This window comes from Brevibacterium sediminis (assembly GCF_013623905.1).
GTDB lineage: Bacteria > Actinomycetota > Actinomycetes > Actinomycetales > Brevibacteriaceae > Brevibacterium > Brevibacterium sediminis.
Genome location: NZ_JABKDD010000002.1, coordinates 1 through 18,576, shown reverse-complemented (window position 1 = coordinate 18,576; position 18,576 = coordinate 1). Strand labels below are relative to the sequence as shown.

General features: G+C 65.6%; 19 protein-coding genes. 11 read left to right on the top strand and 8 right to left on the bottom strand.

Features of this window, described 5'->3' with window-relative positions:
- Window positions 1-11 precede the first annotated feature (11 nt).
- The 6 genes from fdhD to crtI all read left to right on the top strand — a co-directional run bounded on the left by fdhD (window position 12) and on the right by crtI (window position 6,834).
- Entirely contained in the window at window positions 12-893 is an 882-nt protein-coding gene (fdhD, locus tag HK108_RS04540) for a formate dehydrogenase accessory sulfurtransferase FdhD (RefSeq protein WP_181270672.1), read from the top strand.
- A 97-nt stretch (window positions 894-990) separates the two neighbouring features.
- Window positions 991-2,286 (top strand): MFS transporter, encoded by a 1,296-nt coding sequence (locus HK108_RS04535; RefSeq protein WP_181270671.1) that lies wholly within the window; start codon window positions 991-993, stop codon window positions 2,284-2,286.
- A gap of 134 nt (window positions 2,287-2,420) precedes the next feature.
- The gene (locus tag HK108_RS04530; protein WP_181270670.1) at window positions 2,421-2,780 is read left to right on the top strand and encodes a hypothetical protein; all 360 of its coding nucleotides are present in this window, start codon (window positions 2,421-2,423) and stop codon (window positions 2,778-2,780) included.
- Between the two features lie 194 nt (window positions 2,781-2,974).
- Window positions 2,975-3,859: an aldehyde dehydrogenase family protein gene (locus tag HK108_RS04525; protein WP_219922205.1), complete on the top strand. Its 885-nt coding sequence runs from the start codon at window positions 2,975-2,977 to the stop codon at window positions 3,857-3,859.
- Between the two features lie 417 nt (window positions 3,860-4,276).
- Window positions 4,277-5,209, top strand: a complete 933-nt coding sequence (locus HK108_RS04520) for a phytoene/squalene synthase family protein (protein WP_181270669.1) — start codon at window positions 4,277-4,279, stop codon at window positions 5,207-5,209.
- Window positions 5,206-6,834, top strand: a complete 1,629-nt coding sequence (gene crtI / locus HK108_RS04515; RefSeq protein ID WP_181270668.1) for a phytoene desaturase family protein — start codon at window positions 5,206-5,208, stop codon at window positions 6,832-6,834. Before HK108_RS04520 ends, crtI begins: the two co-directional genes overlap by 4 nt.
- A gap of 28 nt (window positions 6,835-6,862) precedes the next feature.
- On the opposite strand, the gene HK108_RS04510 is transcribed toward crtI, so the two are convergent.
- Genes HK108_RS04510 through HK108_RS04490 form a run of 5 tightly spaced genes read right to left on the bottom strand, consistent with a single transcriptional unit; the run spans window position 6,863 to window position 11,589 of the window.
- Window positions 6,863-8,533, bottom strand: coding sequence for an FAD-dependent oxidoreductase (locus tag HK108_RS04510; RefSeq protein ID WP_181270667.1), 1,671 nt, complete (start codon window positions 8,531-8,533; stop codon window positions 6,863-6,865).
- Window positions 8,530-8,877 (bottom strand): lycopene cyclase domain-containing protein, encoded by a 348-nt coding sequence (locus HK108_RS04505; protein ID WP_181270666.1) that lies wholly within the window; start codon window positions 8,875-8,877, stop codon window positions 8,530-8,532. Before HK108_RS04505 ends, HK108_RS04510 begins: the two co-directional genes overlap by 4 nt.
- Complete coding sequence (locus HK108_RS04500; RefSeq protein ID WP_181270665.1) at window positions 8,874-9,305, bottom strand: lycopene cyclase domain-containing protein; 432 nt, start codon at window positions 9,303-9,305, stop codon at window positions 8,874-8,876. Before HK108_RS04500 ends, HK108_RS04505 begins: the two co-directional genes overlap by 4 nt.
- A complete protein-coding gene (locus HK108_RS04495) occupies window positions 9,302-10,552 on the bottom strand; it encodes a cytochrome P450 (protein ID WP_181270664.1) in 1,251 nt (416 codons plus the stop codon). Before HK108_RS04495 ends, HK108_RS04500 begins: the two co-directional genes overlap by 4 nt.
- On the bottom strand, window positions 10,549-11,589 hold the full coding sequence (locus HK108_RS04490; protein WP_181270663.1) for a polyprenyl synthetase family protein: 1,041 nt from the start codon (window positions 11,587-11,589) through the stop codon (window positions 10,549-10,551). The genes HK108_RS04495 and HK108_RS04490 overlap by 4 nt, the downstream gene beginning before the upstream one ends.
- Before the next feature lie 53 nt (window positions 11,590-11,642).
- On the opposite strand from HK108_RS04490, the gene HK108_RS04485 reads away from it, so the two are divergent.
- On the top strand, window positions 11,643-12,218 hold the full coding sequence (locus HK108_RS04485) for a MarR family winged helix-turn-helix transcriptional regulator (RefSeq protein ID WP_229663992.1): 576 nt from the start codon (window positions 11,643-11,645) through the stop codon (window positions 12,216-12,218).
- A 134-nt stretch (window positions 12,219-12,352) separates the two neighbouring features.
- Here HK108_RS04485 and HK108_RS04480 read toward each other — a convergent pair whose 3' ends face one another.
- The 3 genes from HK108_RS04480 to ku all read right to left on the bottom strand — a co-directional run bounded on the left by HK108_RS04480 (window position 12,353) and on the right by ku (window position 14,829).
- Window positions 12,353-13,246: an SDR family oxidoreductase gene (locus tag HK108_RS04480; protein WP_181270662.1), complete on the bottom strand. Its 894-nt coding sequence runs from the start codon at window positions 13,244-13,246 to the stop codon at window positions 12,353-12,355.
- A 142-nt stretch (window positions 13,247-13,388) separates the two neighbouring features.
- Window positions 13,389-13,805 (bottom strand): ChaB family protein, encoded by a 417-nt coding sequence (locus HK108_RS04475; protein ID WP_173151563.1) that lies wholly within the window; start codon window positions 13,803-13,805, stop codon window positions 13,389-13,391.
- Window positions 13,806-13,926: 121 nt separating this feature from the next.
- Window positions 13,927-14,829, bottom strand: coding sequence for a non-homologous end joining protein Ku (gene ku, locus HK108_RS04470; protein WP_181270661.1), 903 nt, complete (start codon window positions 14,827-14,829; stop codon window positions 13,927-13,929).
- 257 nt (window positions 14,830-15,086) lie between these two features.
- Here ku and HK108_RS04465 point away from each other — a divergent pair, with 257 nt between their 5' ends.
- The 4 genes from HK108_RS04465 to HK108_RS04450 all read left to right on the top strand — a co-directional run bounded on the left by HK108_RS04465 (window position 15,087) and on the right by HK108_RS04450 (window position 18,233).
- On the top strand, window positions 15,087-15,230 hold the full coding sequence (locus tag HK108_RS04465; RefSeq protein WP_162835617.1) for a GPGG-motif small membrane protein: 144 nt from the start codon (window positions 15,087-15,089) through the stop codon (window positions 15,228-15,230).
- 36 nt (window positions 15,231-15,266) lie between these two features.
- On the top strand, window positions 15,267-16,523 hold the full coding sequence (locus HK108_RS04460; protein ID WP_181270660.1) for a phospholipase D-like domain-containing protein: 1,257 nt from the start codon (window positions 15,267-15,269) through the stop codon (window positions 16,521-16,523).
- A 105-nt stretch (window positions 16,524-16,628) separates the two neighbouring features.
- A complete protein-coding gene (locus HK108_RS04455) occupies window positions 16,629-17,039 on the top strand; it encodes a DUF3224 domain-containing protein (RefSeq protein WP_181270659.1) in 411 nt (136 codons plus the stop codon).
- 54 nt (window positions 17,040-17,093) lie between these two features.
- A complete protein-coding gene (locus HK108_RS04450) occupies window positions 17,094-18,233 on the top strand; it encodes an XdhC family protein (RefSeq protein WP_181270658.1) in 1,140 nt (379 codons plus the stop codon).
- Window positions 18,234-18,576 lie beyond the last annotated feature (343 nt).

Here is an 18,576-nt window from a genome sequence, read left to right as displayed (position 1 = left end):
AGGAACGGAGAATGCAGATGCGCAAGGCCGTGCGAGCCCGGGTCTATAGGTTCGACGCCACCGGTGAGATCTCGGCCGGTCCGGATTCCCTGGCAGGCGAGGAGCCGCTGGAGATCCAGCTCAACGGTGAGCAGTACACCGTGACCATGCGCACCGCCGGACACGACGTCGAACTCATCGCCGGTTATCTGCTCTCCGAGGCGGTCGTGACCTCGATGGACGATATCGAAGAGGTGAACTTCTCTGCCGGACTCGCCACCGATGGCAGCCGGAACTACAATGTCGCCCAAGTGCGTCTGGCTCGTGGGATCTGGAATCCAGAGACGGCTCCGGCCCGCAACGTCTACACCTCATCCTCGTGCGGGATCTGCGGAACCGCGGCCGCCGATGCGGTGACGAAGACCTCCGCATTCCCCCTCATTCCAGCCGCTTTTCATGTCGAGGACCAGGGGGAATACGAGTTCCCACAGCTGCTCTCCGCCGCCCGGATCGGTGAGCTGCCCGATCGGCTGCGGCAGACGCAGGAGATCTTCGACAAGACCGGCGGAGTCCATGCCGCTGCGCTCTTCGCCGTCGGAGACGACCCGAACGCAGAACCCGAACTGCTCGTCGGGCGTGAAGATGTCGGCCGGCACAATGCCGTCGACAAGGTCATCGGCTGGGCCATGGCCAACCGTGGCCTGCCGCTGCGATCGACCGTCCTGCAGGTGTCCGCGCGGGCATCGTTCGAACTCGTCCAGAAATGCGCGATGGCCGGCGTCCCGATGATGTCCGCCGTCAGCGCACCCTCGGCGATGGCCGTCGACTACGGCAAAGACGTCGGCGTGAGCGTCATCGGCTTCAACCGCAAGGGCAAGTTCAACGCGTACTCGTACCCCGAACGCGTGGCGTGACTTCGACGCTGCAGCCGCGCCTGAGACATCTCCACACTTGCCGTCGGCCTCCGGCTAGCATGCTGAGTTGAAGCATGCCCTCGACAGGAGGTGAGTGATGGCCGACCACGGCCGGAAACTGGACCAGAAGCCCCCTGGCATCGGTCTGCTCACCGTTCTCCTCGGTGCCGTCGCCGCCGGGCCCATCCTGCTCTACGGGCTCAGTGCCACGAGCGATTCGATCATCGCCGAGCTCGGCATCTCCGAAGCCCACTTCGGACTGCTGGCCACCACCTGCTTCGGTGCCGCAGCCGTCGGCAGCGCCACCCTGGGCAGGCTCGCCGACAGGCACTCCGACCTCTCGCTCATGGCGTTCATCTTCGTTCTCTCCGCGCTCGCACTGCTTCTGGTGGCCGTGCCGGACGGGTTCGGGACGCTGCTGCTCGCCGCCGGCCTGTCCGGCATCGCCCAGTCCTTCCCCAACGGGGTGACCAACCGGATCCTGCTCGAACGCGTCCCCGACATCAAACGCATCGGCTGGGTCGGCATCAAGCAGTCCGGGGTCCAGGTCAGCCAGCTCGTCGCCAGCCTCTCCTTCCCCGTCCTCGCGCTCGGCATCGGCTGGCGCGGCGCAGCCCTGACCGTCGCGATCATCCCGCTCATCCTGCTTGCGATGACCTGGTATTCCCTGCGAACCACCCCGCTGCTGATCGCTCCGAAAACCTCAACCGATACCCCCGCCGAGGCGGCCGGCCTCAACCCTGACATCGCCGAGACCGACACTCCCGCCGAGGCGGCCCGACCCGACCCGGGACCGTCACCCACCCGTCCGGCCAGGCACCCCGGCATGGTGTGGGCCCTGGCGCTGTTCGGGCTGATCAACGGCATCGGCGTGCAGGCGACGAACGTGTACATGCCCCTCTTCGCCGTGCGCGAGATGAGCTTCAGCCTCGTCCTCGGCGGCGCCACAGCCGCACTGGCCGGCGTCATCGGCGTCATCGCCCGCGTCACCTGGGCCAGACGCATGGCCAAAGGCGCCTCGGGGCCGCACCTGCTGCTGGTCCTCGCCCTCATCGCCCTGGCTGGAGCGGTGCTGTTCCTCATCGCCGACACGGCCGGGTGGGGACTGCTCGTCTGGGTCGCCGTGGCCTTCCACGGGATCTCGGCTCTCGGCGTCTCGGTGGTGCTCATGGCCGCACTCATGCGGGCTATTCCCGCTGCTTCGATGGCCTCGGCCAGCGGGGTGGTGACGGCCGGAATGTTCTTCGGCTTCGCGCTCGGGCCGCTGCTCATGGGTGTCATCGTCGGCTCGCCCGGCGGGTTCGAACTCGGCTGGAGCGCCGTCGGTGCCACCTATCTGCTCTGTGTGATCCTCGCGCTCATCCTCATCCGCTCAAGCTCCCGCCGCAGCTGAGAAGCAGTCGACCACAGTCGACCCACCGTTCAGCCAGAGCGAGGGGTGTCGTCCCGAGCGCCTTCCCGGCGCCGAGGCGGCCCGTATGAGATCGGGACCGAAGATCGGGGCGACGTGTGCCTACAATAGAACACATGTCTGAATATGATCCTCCGGCGTGGATGATCCGCTACCGGAACTTCAAAACGCTGTGCTCCTACGTCTGCGGTGAGTTCATCCGCTTCTATCTCACCACCGGCTGCGATCAGATCAGGTATACGCATTCGCAGATCACCGAGGGACTGCCGAACTATTCATGCCGACTGGACTCCGATGACGGTTCGGTTCTGCTGCTGCCACTCGATGACTGGGTCGATCGTCTGGACGAGGTCATGCCGCTGGTGCGGACGTGGCTGGGCGAGCATTCGGATCTCAAAGGGTGCAAGCCGGAGAAGTCGCACTACCAGGGCGACCGCTATTGGTTCACCCGCTGGCAGGAGGCCAACCCGTGGTGACGGGCGACTCTGTGATGACGGTGGCCCGCAGTCGGGCGCCTTGGACATCCGGCGGGTGGGTCGCAGTAGAATCCGGAACATGCGCAAACGTGTGATCGTGATCGTCATCGCGGCCTTGGCGGTACTGGGGCTGGTCGCCACCATGCTGGGCGGCGTGCCTGCCTGAGTCGCTTTCCGGCCTGACATCATCCGCCGTGCCGAAGACGGCTCTGCACGTCGGACAGGTCATGAACGATGCGCTGCTGCCGTCCGACTGCTATCGCAACGTCCTCTCCGACAATGATCAGATCCAGATGATCACCGCGGACGAGAGAGTTCGCCGCGCCTCGCTGACCGGTTCCGAAGGCGTTGGAGCGGCAGTGGCCGCCGGACACAGTCTGAAGGAGTCCGTCCTCGAACTCGGCGGAAGCGACCCGTTCATCGTCCTCGACTCCGCGGATCCGGACGCGACCGTCACCGCCGCCGTGAAAGGGCGGATGACGAACTCCGGCCAGAGCTGCATCGCCTCCAAGCGCCTCATCGTGGTCGAAGATCTCTACGACGAGTTCGTGGATCTGATGACGGCGAAGATGTCGCAGTTCGTCGCAGGAGACCCTGTAGACTCCGTCACCACGATGGCACCTCTGTCCTCCGAACAGGCCGCCCGTGACCTCATGGAGCAGGTGGAGGACGCTGTCGCCCACGGCGCGAAGGTCCACACCGGAGAGCACCGAGCCGACCGACCGGGTGCCTTCGTCGAACCCACGGTGCTGACCGGGGTGACCGAACAGATGCGTGCCTGCTCGGAGGAGCTGTTCGGGCCTGTCGCGGTCGTCTACTCGGTCGCGAACGAGGATGAAGCCGTCGCACTCGCCAATGACTCGTCGTTCGGCCTCGGCGGCACTGTCGTCAGCGAGGATATCGAGAAGGCCCAACGCGTCGCTGACCGCATCGACACCGGAATGGTGTGGATCAACCAGGCCACCTGGACCGAACCCGACCTGCCCTTCGGCGGGACCAAGCGCTCCGGCGTCGGCCGTGAACTCGGCACGGAGGGCGTTCGCGAGTTCGTCAACAAGAAGCTCATCCGTACGCCCTGACACAGCAGACCGACAGCAGTCCGAAATACCGGACGGAGACAGATGGATCTCAACATCCGCGACCGCAAGTCTCGGTCCCGGCCCTCCCGGCCCACCCGATCTCGACGTCGGTGAATGTCACTGCCCTTGCCCTTGCGCGACGACGCCTCATAGGAGCGCGCGTGGGTGCGGGCGAGTTGGATGGGTGAAGTCATGATGTCTTCCTCCGAATCGGTTCGAGGAGCCGCAGGGGTTCCCGTGTTGGCAATCACGCTATTGAGGGCAAAGTTCGTGCGGAAGGGTCTTTACAGATCCGCGGGGTTCGTCTATTGGATTGCGTTGACCTCCGAGGCCCTTCCGCCTCGTCCTCGAGTGACGTCGCCTCGGCCCGCAAGGGAGATTCGCCCCTCGGGCATTTCATTAGCTAAGCTAACGAACATGACGCGGCGAAGCAGCACCATCGATGAGCTCTACACGCGCACCGCCGAGGATGCGTCCAGGGCCGTGATCGCGAGCTATTCGACCTCTTTCGGTCTTGCGGTCAGACTGCTCGGAGCCAGAAACCGGCACCATATCCGCAATATCTACGCCCTGGTCCGCATTGCCGATGAGATTGTCGATGGCCTGGCCCTCGAAGCAGGGCTTGACGAGGCCGAGCAGCGGGAGATGCTGGACCGATTCGCATCCGCCACCCACGCGGCTATGCGCAACGGCATCAGTGACAACCTCGTCATCCATGCCTTCGCCCGGACCGCTCGCGCAGCAGGCATCGACGCCGAGCTCATCGACCCGTTCTTCGCCTCCATGCGGGCAGACCTGGAATCCGCGGACGCAGGTTCCGGTCGTAGGACCGAGGCGGCGACCGCGTCGCCGGTCCGCGGCTTCGACGCGAAGGAACATGCCGAGTACGTCTTCGGATCCGCCGAGGTCGTCGGACTCATGTGCCTCAAGGTCTTCCTCATCGATCACGACCGCACCCCCGCCGAGGTCGCCCGGCTCGAGTACGGGGCACGGCAGCTGGGAGCGGCGTTCCAGAATGTCAACTTCCTGCGCGACCTGGCCGATGATGATCAGCGCCTCGGCCGCAGCTACCTCACCTCGGGACACCGACTCACCGAGGCTGAGAAAGCCGAATGGGTGAACACGATCCGGCAGCAGCTCGACGCCGCCCAGGATGCCATCACCGGACTGCCGAAGGACGCGCGCACCGCGGTCCGCTGCGCCTGTGCCCTCTTCACCGCGCTGACCGACAGGATCGCCGCGACCCCCGTCGCCGAGCTCTACCGCCAGCGGGTGCGGGTCCCGAGCGCCGTTAAGGCTCGACTGACAGCCCACGCAGTCATGACTTCAGCCCGCGAAGGTCGGAAGTGAACCGGCGGAGCGGCTCCGGTGCCCACAGCAGCCCGCGCACCGGCATCATCGGCGGGGGAGCCGCCGGACTGGCCACAGCGATCCTCCTCGCCCGCGAAGGGCACTCGGTCGACCTGTTCGAGAAGAACACCGAACTCGGCGGGCGCATCGGCGTGTTCGAGCGTGAGGGCTTCCGTTTCGACACCGGCCCCTCTTGGTATCTCATGCCCGAGGTCTTCGAACACTTCTTCGCTCTCGCCGGCACCAGCGCTGAGGCCGAACTCGACCTCCGCACGCTCGATCCCAGCTACACCGTATTCAGCCCACCGGGGCCGGTCGATGAGAGCACGGGAGCCCCGGGGCGCACGCGAGAACTGACGATCCCACAGGGCAGGTCCCGGGTGCGGGCGACCTTCGAAAGCGTCGAGCGAGGCGCGGGAGATGCCCTCGACGACTATCTCGTCTCGGCCGAGCACACGAAGGAGCTCGCGCTCGCCCACTTCCTCTACAACCCCTTCACCTCGCCGCGGTCCCTGCTCCATCGGGACATCCTCGGCGGCCTCCCGAAACTGGTCCGTCAGATGGGGACGTCGCTGGCCGGCTTCGCCGAATCCTCGTTCAACGATCCGGTGCTGCGCCAGATCCTCCAGTACCCCGCGATCTTCCTCGGCACCGACCCGAGACAGGCACCGGCGATCTACCACCTCATGAGTACGCTCGACCTCGCCCAAGGTGTCAGTTACCCCATGGGCGGGTTCCATACGATCATCGACGCCCTGGTCCGGTTGGCCGAACGCTCCGGGGCGCGCCTGCACACGGGAGCCGATGTCACGCACATCGACACCGAGGCAACAGGGCGCGGCCGAACCAGACCTCGAGTCACCGGCCTGAACTGGACCGACAAGGACGGACGCGCACACACGCATTCTGCCGATGTCGTCGTCTCCGCCGCTGACCTCCACCACACGGAGACGAAACTGCTCTCTCCCGAGGATCAGAGCTTCCCCGAACGCTCCTGGACGTCGGTGACGAGCGGTCCCGGCGCGGTGCTCGTCTTCCTCGGCGTCGAAGGCGAACTCGAGGCACTGCCGCACCACTCGCTGTTCTTCACCGAGGACTGGGCGGCGAACTTCGACGCGATCTTCGGGTCCAGGCAGAAGATCCCCTCACCGGCATCGATCTATGTCTGTCGTCCCAGCGCCACCGATCCCACTGTCGCTCCGCCCGGGCACGAGAACCTCTTCCTCCTCATCCCCGTCCCCGCCGATGCCGGACTCGGGGCCGGGGGAGACGACGGTGGAGGCGACCCGCGGATCGAGACGGCCGCCGACCGTGCGATCGACCAGATCGCCCGGTGGGCCGACATCCCAGACCTCCGCCGACGGATCAGAGTGCGCAGAACCCAGGGCCCGACAGACTTCGCCGAAGGATTCAACTCCTGGCTCGGCGGAATGCTCGGACCTGCGCACACACTGCGACAGAGCGCGATGTTCCGACGGCAGAACGCCTCGAAGACTGTCGACGGGCTGTTCTATGCCGGCGCCACCACGACGCCCGGCGTCGGTGTGCCGATGTGCCTCATCAGCGCCGAGCTCGTCCTCAAACGCCTCCGCGGAGACTCCAGCCCGGGACCGCTGCCGACCTGAGCCGGTGACGGGGCTTCGAGACCAGCAGTCAGCCCTCGGCCGGTGCTCCACGCCTGTGCCTCGTTGCCCTGCGTCCGCGCAGTGCGCCGAGGAGACCCCGCCGGAGCAGACCGCGCCGAGGCGGCGACCAGATCTCGGTTCCCTCCACCCGCCAACCGGCGAGCAGTTCGTTCGCGGCCATGAACCCCGTCGTCGCCGCGCGTTCCATGAGCGCCACGGGCGCCTCGCAGGCGACGGCGTCGCCGGCGAGCACCAGCCCCGGAAACGCAGTGGTGACCCCGGGACGGTCGTTGTACGCCCGCGTGTCGGCGAGCGCGCAGTCGTCGGCAATGAGCAGCTCCTGGGCGGTGATGGCGATGTCGGCTGTCTCCGGGTAGACAGCGTGGAGGTCGGCCAGCAGTTGGCGTGTCACGGCTTCCCGGTCGACGTCTTCGGACTCGAACATCGCTCGCGCGCCGCCCCGATGCGCGGTGCCGAGCGCATAGGCGTGGAGTTCGACGACAGAGCCGCTGTGCGTATGCCGCCACCTCTCCGCCCCGGCCTCGAAGCGTTCGAGGACCGAGATGTTGTCAAGCAGCACATAGCCGGTCGTGCCGAGGAAAGCCGGTCGGCTCGGATCCACCTCGTCTTCCAGCCACAGTCTCAGCACCGCGAACGGCGGGGCGTTCCGCTGCGAGGTGACGCTGCCCAGCCACCGCTCGCGAGCTCCCGTGCCTGCTGCCGGTGAGCCGGCTGCGTGTCCGAGAGCGTCGACATCGCTCGAGTCCTCGAGTCCGGCCAGCAGCGTCCGAGCGCTCCGCGGATCGGCGGCGAGCACGAGCGCATCGCTCTCGAGCGTCCCGCCCGTCGTCTCGACGCGCCACCCGGTGCGGCCCGCTCTGCCCGGAGGGCGGAGCGCTGTGACCGCGGTATCGGTCTCGATCCGCACCCCCGCCTCGGCGAGGTATTCGCTCAGGGGCGACCACAGTGCGGTGTCGTAGTCGTCGTCGGGGACGTCGAAGAGCAGCCCTTCGGCGGAGCCAGTGAAGTATGTGTGGAACATCGCCACGAGCTCCCCGGCGGAGAAGTCCGCGGGGTGGGCGAAGAACGAGCGGGCGAAGACCTCGAGCGCGAGATGCCGCGCCCCGACCGGGAACCGCAGCCGGTCGAGGAACTGCTCGGCCGACTCTCCGTCGTAGCGTCGATAGGAGTCCGGGAAGTCGACGTCGATGAGTTCGAACGCCGTCGTCAGGTCGACGTCGGCCAGACCGCGCAGCGGGAAGGACGGGCTGGTGAGCACGAATCCCGCGAGACTGAGCGGGGGAGTCCGCGGAATCCGGGCGAAGGAGTCGCGCAGACCGTCCCGACCCACGAGCGGATAGTCCGTGACCGGGACCAGACGGTCGAGGCAGGGGTCGGTGCGTGCGAGCAGGCTGCGGAGGTTGTAGTACTGGCGGAAGAAGGCATGGAATCCGCGGCTCATAGTCCGGCCCCCGTCGAGGCTCCAGGCCCGGACCCGTCCGCCGAGGCTGGACTCGGCTTCGACCAGGTGCACAGTGGCCCCGTGCTCGGCGAGGACCGTGGCCGCGGCCAGTCCGGCGATGCCTCCGCCGACGACGGTCACTCGCTTGGGCCGCAGCAGTCGCGGACGGCCCGGGTGGGAGGGGGTGAGGATCGCGTGCCGGTCGCGGGGGCGCGGCTGGGAGGCAGGACGGCTCATGTGTTCTCCTCTCCGGTGGCCGACATTGAAACAGTCTGACGGTTGAGGCGCCACTGCCAGAGCATGAGGACGGCAGTGATCATGGCGAAGCCGAAGCCGAAGTCCTCGATCGGGATGTCCCACGGGAACCGGATGCCGCTCAGCCCCTCCGGATTGTAGATGACGATGGGATCCGAAAGCTTCGTCAGCCAGCCGTCGACGAAGCACTGGAAGACCAGGCAGATGCTCAGCGCCGCCCAGTACTTCGCCCGGCGGAAGATGCCTGAGCGGAAGACGAACAGCTCGAGGCCGACGATGAGGATCATCCCGATGACGGTCATGATCGTGTACTCGGGTACGCTCATCGTTCGCCGCCTCCTTCGGATTCGGACGGCCGGTCGGTGCGCTCGTGTGGCCGGGACCGGATTGCGGGCCGGGGCGAACTCTCTGGGCGGGGCGGACTTTCGGGCCTGACGCGCTTGCGTACAGCTGTGAGCACGGTGCCGACCGCCTCATAGCTGAGTAGGGCGCACAGAGGGATGACGATGAAGAACACGAGCTCCTCGAGCGGCAGATTGCCGAGGTGGATGCCGGTGACGAACCGCGGGTTGTACACCCAATGGTCGCGGGCGATGGCCACGACGTCCCAGAGACAGAAGACGACGATGACGGGCACGAGCGCCCACAGCACGGTCCTCCACCGGCGGTACACCCGAGCCCGGAAGAACAGCTCCAGGGGCAGGGTGATGAGGACGCAGGCACCCATGAGGAGCAGATACTCGAAGGCGCTCACGACAGTCTCCTCTCCGGGCAGGAGCCCTCGTCGAAGGCCAGCTGGAATCCGCGCAGCCGGTAGCCCGAGATGACGCTGTCCCAGCCGATCTCCGGTTCGGCGACCAGTCGCGGGCCGCGGTCGAGCAGGCGATGGACGAGGGCATCGGTCTCGAACAGCGCCAGCGATTGCCCCGGGCACTTGTGCGCACCGTCGCTGAAGCTCATGCCGACCGCCGGGACGGCTTCTGCGGTGTGCCGCACGGGGCACAGGGAATGCGGCTCGGGTCCCATCGCCTCTTCATCGGTGTTCGTCGCGCGGACGCAGACGTCGATGAGGTCCCCGGCGGGGATCGTCACGGTGCGATCCGGTGCCGTGACCTCGATGTCGGCCTCCGCGCGTCGGAACAGGTGGCCGACGACCGGCTCGAGGCGGATGATCTCCTCGAGGATCTCCAGCCGCCGCGACTGGTCGGCCGCGAGGTACTCCGCCCCGAGTTCGTCATCTGAGAGCAGGTGCCAGCACGCCATGGTGATGAATTCGCGGGTGGTGACCATCCCGGCTGTGCCGTAGGTGACGCACTCGACGAGGATGTCCGACGTGCTGTGTCCGGCCCTGATGAGATGGGACAGGACGTCATCGCGCTGCCTGCGGCGCCGGGCGCGAAGCGCCGGTCGGACGTCGGCGAGGTAGAACCGGACGATCGGGACGAGGCCGTTGACCGCGGCCTGCAGCCATTGCTTCCGGGTCCGGCCCCAACCGGGGGCGGCGAGGTCGACCGGCGGCTGGGTGAAGAATCCTTCGAGCCGCCGCGACATGCCCGTGATGGAGGATTCGGTCAGTCCCACGACTTCGGAGGTCACGGCCACGGAGAAGTGCAGAGCCACCTCGTCGAGACGGCACCGGCCGGCCGCGGCAATCCGGTCGACCGTGTCCTGCGCGAGAGCATCGATGCGCTCGCCGTACCTGTCGGCGATCACAGCGGGGGCGAAGAAGCGGGCGAGCTCTCGGCGCTGCGAGTCATGGGGCTCGCCGTCGGAGATGAGGATCGGGTGGCGGCGGAACACGCCGCGAGGGATCCGCTCTGCGGTGAATCCGGCCTGCGTCGTGAGGTGTCGGGCCCGCAGCACCTGGCGGGCGGCGTCGAAGGAGCGGATGCGCCAGAGGTCGGGACCGTGATCGAGAAGCACCTGCTCGACCGGGGGACCGGCCGGCTCATCGCTGGGCACCGCCCGTCGGCTCGGCCGGCACCGATCGGCCCCGCTCATGCGCACCTCAGACTGCAGGCGGAGGTGAGGTCCGCGAGTCTGCCCGCAAGCGCCTGCGGAAGCTCCGCCTCGGCGATGAGCCCGGCGATGGTCTCGCAGTGCTCGGCGATCATCGATTCGACGTATGCCCTCGCCCCGGACTCCTCGATGACCTGCCGCAGCCGGAGGCCACGCTCGGCGTCGAGGCCCCGGTCGCCGAAGAGATGGGCGACCTGGGACCAGGCCGAATGGGCTCGCGCCGTGTTGATGAGCAGGGTCTCCTTGCCTTCTCGGAGGTCGCCGAGTACGGATTTGCCCGTCTCCTGCTCATCGCCGAAGACTCCGAGGACATCGTCTCTGAGCTGGTAGACGATGCCGATGCGGCGGCCGATGGCGCGCAGCCGCTCGACCAGGTTGGCGTCGCTTCCGGCGAGGACAGCGGCGATGGCCAGCGGGGCTTCGAACGAGTAGGCGGCGGTCTTGCGTCCGATCATCGTGAGCACGTCTTCGGAGTCGGCCTCGTCGAGGTGGAGGCTCAGCCACACGTCGGACTGTTCTCCGGCGACGCTCTCGGCGATCGTCTCATCGTAGATATCGAGCACGGCGAGTCGGCGCGGGGCGTCGAGGTCGAGACGCGCGAGGAGGGACTGGGCCTCGTTGAGCATGAGGTCACCGGCGAGCAGGGACGAGGAGATTCCCCAGGTCTGCGCTGCGGCGCTCGTGGCTCCGAGGAGCATGGCCTCGGAGGAGAACTGACCGGTGATGTTCATCTCCCCTCGACGCACGGTGTCGTTGTCGATGACGTCATCGTGGATGATCAGGCCGATGTGCAGCAGCTGCATCGCGCCGGCGGCGTCGATCGCGGCCTGCGTTGCCGTGCCTCCCAGACCCTCATGGGCATCAATGAGCAGGCGGGGTCTGATCATCTTCCCGCCCAACGCCATCCTCGAAAGCGCTTCCCAGAGCTGCTCGTACTGCTGAGTTCGGACTCGAGAGCGTCGCCGAGCAGCGGCGAGGACTTCGACGAGGCGGGATTCGACGGTCAGGACGCTCTCCAATTTCTTTAGCCAGGCGAGAGTTCAATCTAACACGTCAGCGGTATGCTGTCAGCGTGCCGTCCGCAGACCCGAAGGCAGCTGGGCTGACCTACTTCTCGAATGAATCGGAGTTCTCCGATCGCTCGGCCCTGTCCGAATCCGAGATCGTGGAGTGCACCGCACTCATGGAGGCGCTGCGGCAGTGGCATGAGGCCGAACGCGTCCTCGCCGAGGCGTCGCGACGCTACATGCAGCTCAACGACAGTGATATGCGCACCATCCGCCTGCTCATCCGCGCGCAGCGGAAGGGGCTCATCGTCACTCCCAAGGACATCGCTGCTGCCGTCGGGATCTCCAGCGCCTCGACGACGAAACTCGTCGATCGCCTCGTCGCCGGTGGGCACCTGATCCGGGTCCCCCACCCCCACGACAGGCGCACCACCAGCATCGAGGTGACAGAGGAGACCGCGCAGGCAGCGCACGAGTCGGTGGGCCGCCAGCATGCCCGTCGCTTCGACGTGATCGCAGCCCTGAACAGCCGAGAACGCGAGACCGTGCTGCGGTTCCTCTCCGCCATGACCGAAGCCGACCGCCCGCAGGGCGTGCTTGCTGATGACGGGAGCGGACGGTCGACGCCGGACCGTGATTAGGACCGGGCTGTTCCCGTTCCTCTCACCGTCCGTGAGTCTTCGCTGCGGTCGGATCAGCCGAAGATGCCGACGATATAGGCGACGAAGAGGAAGGCCATGAACGCCGGCAGGCAGCTGATTCCTGGAGCGGTTGCCTACGGGGTGGGCTGGCCGCCGTTGACGTTGAGGGTCTCACCGACCACGTAGCTCGACTCCGATGAGGTCAGGAAGACGTACGCGGGTGCGAGCTCGGTCGGCTGCCCTGCCCGTCCCAGCGGAGTGTTCTTGCCGAAGTGCGGAAGGGCTTCCTTCGGCTGCCCGTCGGAGACCTGCAGCGGGGTCCAGATCGGTCCCGGTGCCACGGAGTTCACCCGGATCCCCTTCGGGGCTAACTGGGTTGCCAGCCCCTTCGTGAAGTTGTTGATTGCCGCTTTCGTCGACGCATAGTCGATGAGGTGGGCGGACGGCGAATACGCTTGCACGGAGGTGCTGTTGACGATCGTCGATCCGGGCTCGAGATGCTCGAGCGCGGCCTGAGAGACCCGGAACATCGCGTGGATGTTCGTCCGGAACGTGTTCTCCCACTGCTCGTCCGTGAGGTCGGCGATGTCTTCGACGGCGATCTGTCGGCCGGCATTGTTGACCACCGCATCGAGTCCGCCCAGTTCTTCTGCCGCCCGGCGGACCACTTCGCGGCAGTACTCGGGATCGGACAGGTCTCCCGGGAGAGGCACGGCCTTGCGACCGGCCTGGCGGATGACTTCGCAGACGTGCTGGGCATCCTCCTCCTCGGCGGGCAGATAGGACAGAGCGACTTCGGCTCCCTCACGGGCGAAGGCGATCGCGACGGCGGATCCGATGCCGGAGTCCGAGCCGGTGATCAGCGCCCTGCGGCCGCGAAGCCTGCCTGTGCCGGTGTAGCTGTCCTCACCGCGATCCGTGCCGGGGATGAGTTCCGCGTCGAGGCCCGGTTCGGGTTGATCCTGCTTCGGCGGTGAGATGTCGGGAAAGCGAGTGGTGGGGTCCTGGAAGGTCAGCTGGCCGCTCATCGTATTCCTCCTTTATCGTTGGCGGTCGTTTCCACGGGTGTCGAAGACAGACATGGGAATTTCCTTACCGGCGGGTGAGTCATCGGCACCGCTGCCGGAAAATCTCTTCATGCCGCTTCGGTTTCGCCGCTTCGGGGCGGTGTCAGGAATTCTGCTTCGTCTTCCGCTTGCTCTCCTTCTCGAGCGCGTCGATGAGTTCGTTCTTCGTCATCGACGAGCGCCCCGAGATGCCGAGCTTCTTCGCCTGTTCGTAAAGGTGGTCCTTCGAGGCGTTCGCGTCGACTCCGCCGGCGGTAGTGCGGTCGGTGTTCTTTCCGCCGGAGCTCTGCGCGTCCGACGGGCCGGAGGAGGCCTTCGCCTCCCATTTGTCCCCGACCTTCTCATAGCTGTGCTTGAGCGCGTCGTAGGCGACCTGGTGAGCGCGCTTCTCGTCACCGTATTGGTCGATGGCCGAGTCGTAAGCTTTGGCGAAGGTCCGCTGCGCCTTCTTGCTCGACTTCTCCAGCGTCGAGGGCAGCTCGCTCACCTTCGGCTTTCCTGTCTTCGTCGTCTTCGGCATAGTGGAACAGCTCCTTCGCGATCGGTTTGTCGTTTCGGTCAGACTGGTGGTGTGTCTCCGTCGGCGGGTCTATGGACGGATGCACGGGGGCTCCTCCTGCAGGCTCCTCGTGCGAGTCTCCTCATCCGGTGCGTTTCTTCGCGGCTGACGACTTCTTCGGTTCCGATTTCTTCGACGAGGTCTTCTTTGTGCTCGCCTTCGCGCTCGACTTCTTGCCCGATGACCCCTTCTTCGATGATCGAGAACTGTCCACGGACTTCCGCAGGGCCTCCATAAGGTCGATGACATCGCCTCCGGAGTCCTCCTCGGCGGCGTCCTCGGCGAAGGTCTTCTCGACATCGAAGCTCTCGCCCGATTCGATCTTCGCGTCAATGAGTTTGCGCAGTTCGACCTGGTAGTCGTCGCTGAACTCCTCGGGGGTGAAGTCCTCGGAATACGATTCCACGAGCTTCTTTGACATCTCGAGCTCTTTGTCCGAGATCTTCGCCTTCGAGTTCACGCCCTTGAAGTCGACGTCACGGAGCTCATCGGCCCAGCGCAGGGTCTGAATCATGAGGACTTTTCCGCACACTCGCAGCACGGCCAGACGCGTCCTGGTGCGCAGGGTGAGTTTGACGATCGCGGTCCGCTCCGTGTCCTCAAGAGTCTGACGCAGCAAAAGGTAGGCTTTCGGCGTCTTCGACGTCGGCTCGAGGAAATAGGACTTCTCCAGCATGATGGGGTCGATTTCGTCACTGGGCACGAACTGGAGGACGTCGATGTCGTCGTTGTCCTCTGCAGGAAGGGCCTCGAAGTCTTCGTCGGTGAGGACGACCCGATGCTCGCCGTCGTCATAGGCCTTCTCGATGTCGTCGTACTCGACGGTCTTCCCGCACTTCTCGCACCGATGCTGATTGCGGATCCGCCCGCCGTCCTTCGCGTGGACCTGGTGCATTCTCACGTCGTGGTTCTCCGTGGCCGAGTACAGCTTCACGGGCACATTCACGAGGCCGAAGGCGATGGATCCGGTCCAGATAGCTCTCATTACCCCATTGAAACGCAGGTTTCGAGCACTGGCTAGACCCGTTGGCGATCTGCAGCGGGTCGGTGGCCACTTCCGGCCGCCGGAGACACTCCATTGCTTCGCGTTCGACATCGCCCAAAGTGGGTACCTCCGGACCTACTGGTGAGGCACCGTCGCCGTCCTGCCAGGTCAGCGAAGCGGTGTTAGATTGGCGATTCGAAGGCGAACCGGTTGCCGGTAAGCAGCTTTCGCAATCACCGAATGAAGGAGTACTACCCATGGCAGTCATTCTCTGGATCCTCGCAGCGATCCTCGTCATCTCAGGAATCTTCGCCATCTTCAGGAAGCAGATACTCTGGGGAGTCGTACTCATCGTCGTCGGTTGCCTCGTCGGGCCCGGGGGAGTGAGCATCTTCGGCTGAGACAGGCGGAGAGGACGGACAAGATAGAGTGAGCGGATGTCTCCTCTGAGAAATCCTGCCCTCCGCCAAGCCGACAGTCTGCGGCGAATCGTGCCCTGGGCGGTCGCCGGCCTCGTCAGTGCGGTGCCGGCGACCGTCGCAGCTTCGATGGCCATCGACCTCCTCCAGAAACGGGGACGGAAGACGCGCGCTGCTCCGCGACCGGGGACCTTCAGTTCGACGGTCGAAGAGTCAGAGCTCGACATCTACACCGATGGTGCCACTCTCTACGAGGACATGCTCGATGCGATCGGCTCCGCACGCGAGTCGATCCTCATGGAGACGTTCATCTGGAAGAACGACGAGGTGGGTCAGAGGTTCATCGACGCATTCAACGCGGCATCGGCCCGCGGTGTGGAGGTCCATCTCATCTACGACGGCTTCGCCAACCTGTCGGTGCCCAGCTCGTTCTACCATCAGCTCTCCGAGCAGGTCCGTGTGCTGCGTCTGCCGACGGTGGCGCGGAGGTTTTGGCGGGGGCCGATGCGGCATTCGGGTTTCAACCATTCGAAGATCCTCGTCATCGACGACGATGTAGCCTTCGTCGGCGGGTTCAACATCGGCTCTCTCTACGCCCGTCACTGGCGCGACACCCACCTGCGATCGGTCGGCCCCGGAGCCTGGGGTCTGCGGCAGACCATCGCGGAAGTGTGGAACGAGTTCCACGACTCCGGTGAACAGATCGCCTGGGTGCCGCCCGCGGCCTGGGAGTCGAAGCTGCGGGTCTCGGCGAATCTTCCGATCCACCTCGTCTATCCCATTCGCAGCATGTATCTCAACGCCTTCGCCCGTGCGCGGAAGCGGATCTGGCTGACGACACCCTATTTCATTCCCGACCAGCAGCTGCTGCGCTCTCTCGTCGAGGCGGCGGAGCGCGGAGTGGACGTGCGGGTCATGGTTCCCCGGGAGTCGAACCACATCCTCGGCGATTGGCTCTCCCGCGGATTCTTCGAGCAGATGATCAACTCGAAGGTCACGGTTCTGCTCTACACCGCGAGCATGATCCATTCGAAGGTCGCCACTGTCGACGGCGAATGGTCGACGGTGGGCACGGCGAACATCGACCGGCTGTCGTTGACCTTCAACTACGAGACGAATGTCGAAGTCATCGACCGTGCATTCGCCGCCGAGATGGAGAAGGTTTTCGACTGTGACTCCATGCACTGTGTCGAACTCGGTTCGGAGTGGCTCAACCGCCACCGGCTGACCAAACTCGCCGAACGCGCTCTCGTGCCGATGCGCCCCTGGCTGTGACGCGGGCTTTCCGCGCTCTTCCCTCCTGCCCTCGCGCGCGGTCCCATCCCGATCATTTTCGGGGTAGCGTGAACGAGAGGACCTGCCAGCAGAGAGGGCCGATGCATGGACGCATCAGGAGAATTCACCGTCGAAACGTTCACCCCCGTCGATCTTCCGCGTGAGGAGACGCCGACCACGGCCACTCCGGTCGGCCTCGCGCGGATGGAGAAGCATTTCACCGGCGAAGTCAGCGGGCACTCGACGACGTTGTTCACCTTCGCTGTGGACCATTCGACCGACGTCGGCGGCTATGTCGCCATGGAGTCGTTCGCAGGGAAGCTGCACGAACGCACGGGCACCTTCAACTTCACCCATTCGGCGACGACCACCGGTGAGGACCGGGACAATGAATCGTTCGTCATCATCCCGTCGAGCGGCACCGGAGACCTGGCCGGGATCACTGGGACCGGCGGACTGAGGAACGAAGCCGACGGCACCCATCGTGTCTGGCTGACGTACGAACTGCCGGAATAGTCCGTTCGCGTCAAGGCTCTGTCGCTGACGTTCCCGACGGTATAGTCTCGGTCCATGCTTGATGTCCTTCCCGCCGCCGTGACGCGGCTCTTCGATTCGCAGGAGCCGCAGGACGTCGCCGTCGCCACGATCATCGCGACCGAAGGATCGGTTCCGCGCCCAGCCGGCACATCGATGCTCGTGGATACCGCCGGCGGAATCGTCGGCTCTCTCACCGGGGGATGTGTGGAAGGAGCCGTACTCGAGGCGTGTCAGGGCGCTCTCGCCACCGGTGTGGCCTCGGTGCAGGAGTTCGGCTACAGCGACGAGGATGCTTTTTCCGTCGGACTCATGTGCGGTGGCCGCATCGACGTGCTCATCCAGCCCTTCCGCTCAGGCTGTCCCGGTCTGCGAGCGGACAGTGGACCGACAGCCGTGGTGATGCGCCTGCCTTCCGCCGATGACGACTGTGCCCCAGCGGCAGCTGTCTCGGCCAGCGCTGTGGATGAGAGCACGGGGCCGAGCACCGAATCCTTGGCCGTCAGACTCGGTCCTCTGGTACCCGAAGACGTGGTCGAGACCGCCGCGCAGCGCGTCGGGGCCTTTATCCGCAGCGGCCGCACCGGCAGCATCCGCCTTGCGCCCCCGGAAGGCGGGAGCGAGCCGATTGAGCTCTTCGTCGAGACCCGCATCGAGCCGGCCCATCTGCTGGTCGTCGGAGCCAACGCCTTCAGTCTCGCCCTCGTCGAAGCGGCCAGACCCTTGGGACTGCGCATCACAGTGTGTGACCCCCGTCCGTCCTTCGCCGACCAGACATCGTTTCCCGGCGCCGAGGTGGTTCGGGCCTGGCCGCACCGATTCCTCACCGAAGCGGCCGCCACTGGTGAGTTCGACACCCGGAGCATGATCTGCGTCCTCAGCCACGACCCGAAGGTCGACATCCCCACCCTGGCCGTCGCACTCGACCTCGACGTGGCCTACGTCGGGGCGATGGGCTCGCGGCGCAGCGACCGCGACCGCCGCGCCGCGCTGCGCGAAGCGGGAGTGGCGAGCCCAGCACTGGCACGGTTGCATTCGCCGATCGGTCTCCATCTGGAGACGTTCACCCCCGCCGAGGTGGCTGTGTCGATCCTCGCAGAGATCCTCGCTGTACGCGGTGGCCGCCGGCAGGTCGTTCCCCTCAGCGACGAACGGGAAGATTCGCCTCTTCACTGAGGCGAAACGAGTCGCCAGTCGCTGGCTGCATCTTCGCATTCGACTTCGATATGTAAGTCATAGCATTCTGTTGTTCCTCATGGTGCCTGCCCCTGGCGTGCGACACGACCTCACCTTCAGGACTACAACTCGTGACGAGCGCTGGGAAGCATTCATATGCGATGATCGCTCAGTCATGGGCGATGGCGGACTGTGGCAGTCTTGCCGATAAGTGCGCGAGCGAGTGCTCGAGCGTGCCAGGGCCAGACAATCAACAGTTTCTCCAAGAAGCTGACGAACATGTTCTCCTCGTTTCTCATCTCAACCGAACATGGTCTGGCCCCGGGGGATGCCCCGGGGCCAG

Excerpts from the sequence above, each read along its gene's own strand:
- fdhD (WP_181270672.1), top strand. The coding sequence starts at position 12 with ATGCAGATGCGCAAGGCCGTGCGAGCCCGGGTCTATAGGTTCGACGCC.
- HK108_RS04535 (WP_181270671.1), top strand. The coding sequence starts at position 991 with ATGGCCGACCACGGCCGGAAACTGGACCAGAAGCCCCCTGGCATCGGT.
- HK108_RS04530 (WP_181270670.1), top strand. The coding sequence starts at position 2,421 with ATGTCTGAATATGATCCTCCGGCGTGGATGATCCGCTACCGGAACTTC.
- HK108_RS04520 (WP_181270669.1), top strand. The coding sequence starts at position 4,277 with ATGACGCGGCGAAGCAGCACCATCGATGAGCTCTACACGCGCACCGCC.
- HK108_RS04510 (WP_181270667.1), bottom strand. The coding sequence starts at position 8,533 with ATGAGCCGTCCTGCCTCCCAGCCGCGCCCCCGCGACCGGCACGCGATC.
- HK108_RS04505 (WP_181270666.1), bottom strand. The coding sequence starts at position 8,877 with ATGAGCGTACCCGAGTACACGATCATGACCGTCATCGGGATGATCCTC.
- HK108_RS04495 (WP_181270664.1), bottom strand. The coding sequence starts at position 10,552 with ATGAGCGGGGCCGATCGGTGCCGGCCGAGCCGACGGGCGGTGCCCAGC.
- HK108_RS04480 (WP_181270662.1), bottom strand. The coding sequence starts at position 13,246 with ATGAGCGGCCAGCTGACCTTCCAGGACCCCACCACTCGCTTTCCCGAC.
- HK108_RS04475 (WP_173151563.1), bottom strand. The coding sequence starts at position 13,805 with ATGCCGAAGACGACGAAGACAGGAAAGCCGAAGGTGAGCGAGCTGCCC.
- ku (WP_181270661.1), bottom strand. The coding sequence starts at position 14,829 with ATGAGAGCTATCTGGACCGGATCCATCGCCTTCGGCCTCGTGAATGTG.
- HK108_RS04465 (WP_162835617.1), top strand. The coding sequence starts at position 15,087 with ATGGCAGTCATTCTCTGGATCCTCGCAGCGATCCTCGTCATCTCAGGA.
- HK108_RS04460 (WP_181270660.1), top strand. The coding sequence starts at position 15,267 with ATGTCTCCTCTGAGAAATCCTGCCCTCCGCCAAGCCGACAGTCTGCGG.
- HK108_RS04455 (WP_181270659.1), top strand. The coding sequence starts at position 16,629 with ATGGACGCATCAGGAGAATTCACCGTCGAAACGTTCACCCCCGTCGAT.
- HK108_RS04450 (WP_181270658.1), top strand. The coding sequence starts at position 17,094 with ATGCTTGATGTCCTTCCCGCCGCCGTGACGCGGCTCTTCGATTCGCAG.